Annotated in this window: 6 protein-coding genes; 1 reads left to right on the top strand and 5 read right to left on the bottom strand. The window is 62.9% G+C overall.

The genetic code is table 11. The annotated features are described in order from the left end of the window. Positions 1-147 precede the first annotated feature (147 nt). The 5 genes from PMI32_RS02785 to PMI32_RS02765 form a co-directional block, all read right to left on the bottom strand. Complete coding sequence (locus PMI32_RS02785; protein ID WP_162130735.1) at positions 148-3246, bottom strand: error-prone DNA polymerase; 3099 nt, start codon at positions 3244-3246, stop codon at positions 148-150. Beyond that, positions 3222-4637 (bottom strand): Y-family DNA polymerase, encoded by a 1416-nt coding sequence (locus tag PMI32_RS02780; protein ID WP_008034478.1) that lies wholly within the window; start codon positions 4635-4637, stop codon positions 3222-3224. The genes PMI32_RS02785 and PMI32_RS02780 overlap by 25 nt, the downstream gene beginning before the upstream one ends. A 7-nt stretch (positions 4638-4644) precedes the next feature. Then, entirely contained in the window at positions 4645-5262 is a 618-nt protein-coding gene (gene imuA, locus PMI32_RS02775; RefSeq protein ID WP_008034486.1) for a translesion DNA synthesis-associated protein ImuA, read from the bottom strand. Next, the gene (lexA, locus tag PMI32_RS02770) at positions 5262-5879 is read right to left on the bottom strand and encodes a transcriptional repressor LexA (RefSeq protein ID WP_008034491.1); all 618 of its coding nucleotides are present in this window, start codon (positions 5877-5879) and stop codon (positions 5262-5264) included. The genes imuA and lexA overlap by 1 nt, the downstream gene beginning before the upstream one ends. A 90-nt stretch (positions 5880-5969) precedes the next feature. Further along, a complete protein-coding gene (locus PMI32_RS02765; RefSeq protein ID WP_032829165.1) occupies positions 5970-6206 on the bottom strand; it encodes a hypothetical protein in 237 nt (78 codons plus the stop codon). 182 nt (positions 6207-6388) lie between these two features. On the opposite strand from PMI32_RS02765, the gene PMI32_RS02760 reads away from it, so the two are divergent. Continuing rightward, complete coding sequence (locus PMI32_RS02760) at positions 6389-8152, top strand: L-lactate permease (protein WP_008034496.1); 1764 nt, start codon at positions 6389-6391, stop codon at positions 8150-8152. Positions 8153-8287: the final 135 nt, after the last annotated feature.

Below are 8287 nucleotides of genomic sequence, written 5' to 3' on the forward strand. Positions count from 1 at the left end.
CCTACAGGTTCGGTGTTGTGCGAAATATTAACGGCATACCCACAATCATGTAGGAGCCAGCTTGCTGGCGAAACGGTGGTGGCCGTTATGACGCCATCGCCGGCAAACGGAACGCCGCCCGGTCGCTCCTACAGGTGTGTGATTACTTCAGTGGAAATCCCGGCTGCGTACGTTGATGCCATCCAGTAGCGGACTCAGGTCGCTCAAGCGTCCGGCAATCAAATGCCGCACCTCGCCTTCCTTCTCCCAGCGCCCGTCGACCTTGAGCAACTGCGAGCCGACCAACACCTGCCTTTGCCGGTCGGCCAGGTCGCGCCAGACCACCACGTTGACGTTACCGAACTCGTCTTCGAGGGTGACGAAAGTCACGCCACTGGCGGTGCCCGGACGCTGCCGTCCGGTCACCAGCCCGGCGACGCTGACCGGGCGGCCATGCTCGACGTCCAGCAACTCCCGCGAACTGCGACAGCGCCGGGCTTTCAACTCACCCCGCAACAGGGCCAGTGGATGCGGGCCGAGGGTGGTGCCGAGACTGTTGTAATCCGCCAGCAGGTCTTCGCCCACCGTGGGTTTGGGCAATGCCACCGCGTCCTCTTCCTGGCTCGGTAAACCGGCGAACAAGCCCAATTGCTTCTGCACCCCCGCCACTTCCCAGCGTGCTCGATGACGATCACCGGCCAGCCCACGCAACGCGCCGGCATCGGCCAGTTGCTCCTGCGCACGGGCATCGAGCCGCGCCCGTTCGCCGAGGTCGGCGATGTCGATAAACGCCCCCTTGGACCTCGCGGCTTCGATACGCCGCGCATCGTCTTCGCGAAAACCCTTGATCATCCGCAGTCCCATGCGAATCGCCGGCTGCGCACCGATGACGGGTTCGAGGCTGCAATCCCAGTCGCTGGCACGCACGTCCACCGGGCGGATCTGCAAATGATGCCGGCGCGCATCCTGCAGAATCTGGTCCGGGCTGTAGAAACCCATGGGCCAGCTGTTGATCAGCGCACAGGCGAAGGCCGCCGGTTCGTGGCATTTCAACCAACAACTGGCATAGGTCAGCAAGGCAAAACTGGCGGCGTGGGACTCGGGAAATCCGTAGCTGCCGAAGCCTTTTATCTGCTCGAAAATCTGCGCGGCGAATTCGGGTGTGTAGCCGTTTTTCTTCATTCCGGCGGCCAGGCGATCCTTGTGTGGTTCCAGCCCGCCATGGCGCTTCCAGGCGGCCATGGAACGGCGCAATTGATCGGCTTCACCGGGGCTGTAGTCGGCAGCAACGATGGCGATCTGCATCACCTGCTCCTGGAACAGCGGTACGCCGAGCGTGCGCTTGAGTACCGCTTCCAATTCTGGAGACGGGTAAGTCTCGGGCTCCTGTTTGTTCCGCCGTCGCAGGTACGGATGCACCATGCCACCCTGGATCGGCCCCGGCCTGACGATCGCCACTTCGATCACCAGGTCATAAAAATTCCGGGGTTTAAGCCTCGGCAGCATCGACATCTGCGCCCGGGACTCGATCTGGAACACGCCGATGGTGTCCGCATGACCAATCATGTCGTAGGTTTGCGGGTCTTCGGACGGGATCGTCGCCAGGCTTAAATCAAGGTTGCGGTGCCGTCGCAGCAGGTCAAAGCAGCGGCGGATGGCGCTGAGCATGCCCAGCGCAAGAATATCGACCTTGAGCAAACCGACCGCGTCCAGATCGTCCTTGTCCCACTGGATGATGGTGCGCTCGGCCATGGCGGCGTTTTCCACCGGCACCAGACTGTCCAGCGGCTGTTCGGAAATGACGAAACCGCCCGGGTGCTGGGACAGGTGTCGGGGGAAACCGATCAGTTGCCCGGTCAGGCTCAGCACCCGGCGCAACACCGGGCTCTCGGGATCGAAACCGCCTTCACGCAGGCGCTCCACCGGTGGTGTTTCATCACTCCAGTGGCCGCAGCAATCGGCCAGGGCATTGATCTGGTCCGGCGGCAAACCCAACGCCTTGGCCACATCGCGTACCGCGCCGGCCGCGTGGTAGGTGCTGACCACCGCCGTCAACGCCGCACGGGTCCGGCCATAACGCTGAAACACGTACTGCAAGACCTCTTCGCGTCGCTCGTGCTCGAAATCGACGTCGATGTCCGGCGGTTCGTTGCGCTCTTTGGAGAGAAAGCGCTCGAACAACAGCGTGGTGCGATCCGGATCGATTTCCGTGATTCCCAAGGCATAACACACCGCCGAGTTGGCGGCTGAACCACGGCCCTGACAGAGGATTTTTTGCTCACGAGCAAACCGGACGATGTCGTGAACCGTCAGGAAGTAACTTTCGTAGCCCAGTTCGGCAATCAGCTCCAGTTCCTTGTCGATCTGTTTGAGCACCTTGGCTTGCGGGCCTTTCGGCCAGCGCCATGCGATCCCCTCTTCGGTCAAATGACGCAACCAGGACGAGGCCGTTTGGCCTTCGGGCACCAGCTCGCGGGGATACTGATATCGCAACTGGCCAAGGTCGAAGGTGCAACGCCGGACGATGGTCAAGGTTTCATCGAGCAATGCTTGCGGGTAGATCGATTGCAACACGTCAAGGCTGCGCAGGTGCCGCTCGCCGTTGGGGTGCAGGCGCAACCCGGCCTCGGCCACCGGCAGGTGATGACGGATTGCGGTCATGGTGTCCTGCAAGGCGCGCCGCCCACGCGTGTGCATGTGCACATCGCCACTGGCCACTGCCGGGATTCGCAGCTCCCTTGCCAACGTCATCAACGCACTCAATCGCCGGGTATCGTCCTGGCCGCGATGTAACTGGACCGCCAGCCACAGGCGCTCGGCGAAGGTTTGCTTCAGCCAGTGACCGGTTTGAAAATCATCCGGCGCATCCGGCACCCACAACGCCAACAGCCCCGGCAAAGGCTCGTTGAAATCCTCCCGCAACACCTGATACCGGCCTTTCTGCGAACGACGCCGCGCCCGGGTAATCAGCCGGCACAGGTTTTGGTAGCCCTCAAGGCTCTCCACCAGCAGCACCAGTTTCGGACCGTTCTCGATGCGCACTTCGCTGCCGATGATCAGTGGCAGCTCCACGGATTTGGCCGCTTGCCAGGCGCGGACAATGCCCGCCAGCGTGCATTCGTCGGTGATCGCCAGCGCCTGATAGCCCAGTTTTTTCGCCCGCTGAAAAAGTTCGAGGGCGCTGGAGGCGCCACGCTGGAAACTGAAGTTCGACAGGCAGTGCAGCTCGGCATAATCAATGCTCATGCGAACCAGCCCTGCAACCACAACGGGCCGTCCTCACCAACCGCACGATAGGCCCAGCCCTGTTGGCCGGAACGGGTTTCGATCAGGTAGTAGTCGCGGCGCACATCGGCGCCGTCCCACCAACCGGACTCGATACGCTCCGGGCCCATGAGGATGCGCGTCGAACCTTCGTGTACCGCTTGCGGCTCCGTCAGCAACCAGCCCGGACGCTGCACGCCAGGCATCACCGCGCAGCGCTGGCTCTCGGCACTGGCCTGCCACGCGCACTCCGGCCGGTGATCGGCCTGGAACCGCAAGCCCTGCACCGCATCATCCCCCAACCGCGCGCGCAAGCGTTCGCGCAGTTGTTCCCAGGGCAAGGACTGCTGCGGGCGATCATCGAACAGTTCCTGATACTGCGGAACGAAGGCCGGCAAGTCTTCGGCGCGCAAACGAAACCCGCGCACCGGCGCCTCGACCTGAACCTGTTCCAACCGCCCCCGGGCCAGTTCGAAGAGCATCGCCGGATCGCGCTCGGCGCTGAGCAGACCGACCTTGATCACGCTGTCCGGCAAGCCGGCATGTTCCAGATGCAGGTCAAAACGCTGCACACCGCTGTCGCGACCGCACAGGAACGCCGACAGATCGCCGGTCAGCCGGCGTAACGGAAACAGCAGCGCCTGATGGGATTGCACGTCGAAATTGAGCTCGATGCGCACATCGAAGCGGTCCGGCGGCAGGTAGAACGCCAGCGCCAGCCGTCGTTCGCCAGACAGCGCGTCCAGATGCTTGAGCACCTGGGCCTCGAAACGCCGCGCCAGACTCTGTCGCGGTAACGCCTGCACCTGGCTCAAGGTGCGCAACCCCATGCGCGACAATGCCGTGGCCACTGCCGGCTCCAGAGCGATCCGGTCGACAGGCAATTGCCCCAGATGATGCTGCAGGGCTTGAGCGTCCGGCACCACCAGACCGTCATACGCATTGGCCAATACCCGCGCCGCCACCGGGTTGGGCGCGGCAACAATCCGATGACGAAAGCCCAGTTCGCCGAGTTCGGTGCGCAAGCGCGCTTCGAATTGCGGCCAGTCGCCAAACAGTCCCAGGCTGGACTCGATCTCAAACACCACCGCACGTGGGTAATGCACGCTGACCTGGGAGCTGAAGCGGTAGGCCCAGGCCGCGAGAAACTGCTGCCAGTGCTCGATCTCGGCCGCGTCGTATTCCGCCGTGACAAAGTCTTTGCTCAAGGCCTGCGCGGCGGTCATCGACATGCCGGGGCGCAAGCCCAGCGCCCGCGCCGAAGCGTTGACCGCCTGCAACACCCGACGCTGCGCCGGACCGGTCAGCAGCGCCAGCGGCTCATCGGGATCGGGGCGCTGACGCAGTACCGCGTCCAGCGCCAATTGCGGGAAGAGAATGCACACCCAGCGCATGGCAACCTCAATGCCCCACAGGGAAGGCAATTGGCGCCGAGCGGGCCAACCCGCCCCGGCACTTGAGCACGCGCAATTGCGCAGGCCTGGCATCAATGGCGATGCGCAGCGCGGCCGGTGACGGGTTGATCGCTTCATGGATCGAGCGGTAGGCGAATGCCAGGGTCGAGCCGGTTTCCGCCGCCACCTGCAAGCGCCGCAAGGCGCGGTCATCCGCCTTGTGCGGCCAGCACAGCACTGCGCCGCAACTGCCCGAACGCAGGCATTGTTCCGCCGCCCACAGCGCATCGCGCTCGCTGGCCTGGATGATCGACAACTGGCGCAGATCAACCCCGGCGTTCTGCCAGGCTTGCGGATACGGCACGTACGGCGGCGCCACCAGCACGATGCGCTCACCCGCCGCCGACAACCGCGCCAGCGCCGGCCACACCAGTTGCAACTCGCCGACGCCCTGCCCGGCCAGGAGGATTTCGGTCAGCGCCGCTTCCGGCCAGCCACCAGTGGGCAACGCCGCATCCAGCGCCGCATGCCCGGTGGGTTGCGGGCTGACCGTCGGTGGCGCAGGCCGGCCCTTCCAGACCTGGCCGCCATTGAACAGCGTGTCCAGCGCAACGACGGCGCCCATCACCCTTGCCTCACCAGACCGCAGAACACCCCTTCGATGGCCAGGTCCTGATCGGCCTCGACGATGATCGGCTTATAGGCCGGGTTGCGCGGCAACAGGCGCACCGCATCGCCGACCCGCTCGAAACGCTTGATGGTGACTTCGCCGTCAAGCCGCGCCACGACGATCTGGCCATTGAGCGCTTCGGGGTTGCGATGCACGCCCACCAGGTCGCCATCGAGGATGCCGTCCTCGATCATCGAATCACCCTGGACCCGCAGCATGTAATCCGGCACCCGGGAGAAGATCGACGGGTCGAGCAGCAAGCGGCTGTGCACCTCGGCATCGGCACCGATCGGCGCCCCTGCCGCTACCCGGCCGAGGACCGGAATGTCCAGCAGCTCGGGGCGCGCCGGTTGCCCGAGCAAACGAATGCCTCGGGCCTGATGCGGATTGACCTCGATAAAACCGGCTTCGGTCAGCGCCAGCACATGCTTTCGCGCCACGCTGCGGGAGGCGAAACCAAAGGCCTCGCTGATTTCAGCGAGGCTCGGGGACTGACCGTGCTCCGCGATTCGATCACGGATAAACGTCAGGATGGCAGTACGGCGGGGAGTTAAAGTCGTCATGGAGTACATTTGTACTCTTTTGGCTTTTTTATGGCAAGGCCCGCCAGTCAGCTCTCCTTTATCACGGGGCCTGGCATACCGCACATCCAGAGTCAGGCCCTACAGCGTCCGCTGCCCATTGCCGATACCCTTGGCTTTCTCGATCCCCCACTCCATCGCGGCCTCCATGTCGAGAAAATGCAACGCCGGGTGATCATTCTCCTCAATGGCCGAGCCATCGGGTCGGTATACCCCGATGAACATTCCCAACGAACCGTCTCGCAGGATCTCGGCCTTGACCTTGATGCTGCAATCGTTCGACAGCGTTTCCGTATGAACCATGTGGCGCTCAGTCATCATCGCGTTCCTCCGGGTGATTGAATCCAGTAAAGGCGATCTGCAGCCCCTGTTTCAAGTTCGACCCATCCGCCAAAAGGCGTGATTTATGGGGCACAAGACAGCGGCGTAATGCCACCTATACTACAAGCCACCGCCCCCTCGGGGTCTGCAATCCCAACAATAAAAAGCAGAGGTGGAACATGGTCTGGCAGCAAATCTACGATCCGTTCGGCAACCCGGTCATATCAACCATCATGGCCGCTGTGCCGGTCGTGGTGATGCTCGCAGCCCTGGCCTTTTTCCACATCAAGGCCCATCTGGCGGCCTTGCTCGCCCTCGCCTCGGCGCTGGTCATCGCGATTTTCGCCTTCGGCATGCCGGCGAACATGGCAGGCTCGGCCGCCCTTTACGGCGCCGCCAACGGCTTGCTGCCGATCGGCTGGATTGTGCTGAACATCATCTTCCTGCACCGGCTGACTACCGAAAACGGCTCATTCAAAGTGCTGCAGGACTCGCTGGCACGCATTACCGACGATCGCCGCCTGCAACTGCTGCTGATTGCCTTCTGCTTCGGTGCCTTCTTCGAAGGGGCTGCCGGTTTCGGCACACCCGTGGCAGTGACCGGCGCGATTCTGATTGGCCTGGGCTTCTCGCCGCTGGCGGCGTCGGGCCTGGCGTTGATCGCCAACACCGCGCCCGTGGCGTTCGGCGCCCTCGGCACGCCGATCATTACCCTGGCCAAAGTGACCGGCCTGGACGAAATGGAACTGTCGATGATGGTCGGCCGACAATTGCCGTTTTTCTCGGTGATCGTGCCGTTCTGGTTGATCTGGGCCTTTGCCGGGTGGCGCAAGATGCTGGAAATCTGGCCGGCCATCCTGGTCGCCGGGGTCAGTTTCGCCGTGCCGCAGTTCCTGGTTTCCAACTATCACGGGCCGATGCTGGTGGACGTGATCGCCGCGCTGATTTCCATGGCCTGCCTCACCGGTTTTCTCAAGGTGTGGAAACCCGCGACCGTGCACACCTCCGCCGCGCTGTCCGGGCGCGTCGACAACTCCAAAATAGCCGAAGAGCATGACGAGAAACCCATCGCCAGCGCGACCTTCGCCAGTGATGCCAAGCCTGCGGTCATGCGCGCGTGGATGCCGTGGATCATCCTCACGGTGTTCGTGTTCGCCTGGGGCACCCAAGGCTTCAAAAACCTGTTCGATACCCGCCCGGCGATTGATCCCGTGACCCACTCGGCCAAGCTCGATCCGCAAGGCAAACCGCTGCGCGAAGCGAACCCGATCTTTGCGCCGGTCGTCACCTTCGGCACGATCCACCAGCAAATCGAAAAGGTCCCGCCGGTGGTGCCTGCGCCTAAAACCGAGGACGCGGTCTACAAGTTCACCTGGCTGACCAGCACCGGCAGCGGCATCTTGCTGGCGGCGATCTTTGGCGGGCTGTTGATGGGTTACTCCATCCCGCAGTTGGTCAAACACTATCTGCGCACGATCTGGGTCGTGCGTTACTCGCTGATTACCATCGTCGCGATGCTCGCGCTCGGTTTCCTCACCCGCTATTCGGGGCTGGACGCGACCATGGGCCTGGCGTTCGCTGCGACGGGCATCTTTTACCCGATGTTTGGCACCTTGCTCGGCTGGCTCGGTGTGGCGCTGACTGGGTCGGACACGGCGTCCAACGTGCTGTTCGGCGGGCTGCAGCGGGTGACGGCCGAGCAATTGGGGCTTAGTCCGGTGTTGATGGCTGCTGCCAACAGTTCCGGTGGGGTCATGGGCAAGATGGTCGATGCGCAATCGATCGTGGTGGCTTCCACTGCTACGCGTTGGTATGGGCATGAGGGGGAAATTCTGCGTTATGTGTTCTTCCATTCCATCATTCTGGCGATTCTGGTGGGGGGGTTGGTGACGTTGCAGGCTTATGTGGCGCCGTTTAGTCATATGGTTGTGGGGGGGCATTGAGCGGAGCTGCCTGGTGAGTGGACGGGATGGTGGGCATATCCGTTTCTTCGGTGATGGCGGCTGGCGGTTTCGCTCTTACAGCGAGTCACTTTCGAAAAGCGCGAAAGTAACCAAAGCGCTCTTGCCCCTTTCGTT

This window comes from Pseudomonas sp. GM60 (assembly GCF_000282415.1).
Classification (GTDB): domain Bacteria; phylum Pseudomonadota; class Gammaproteobacteria; order Pseudomonadales; family Pseudomonadaceae; genus Aquipseudomonas; species Aquipseudomonas migulae.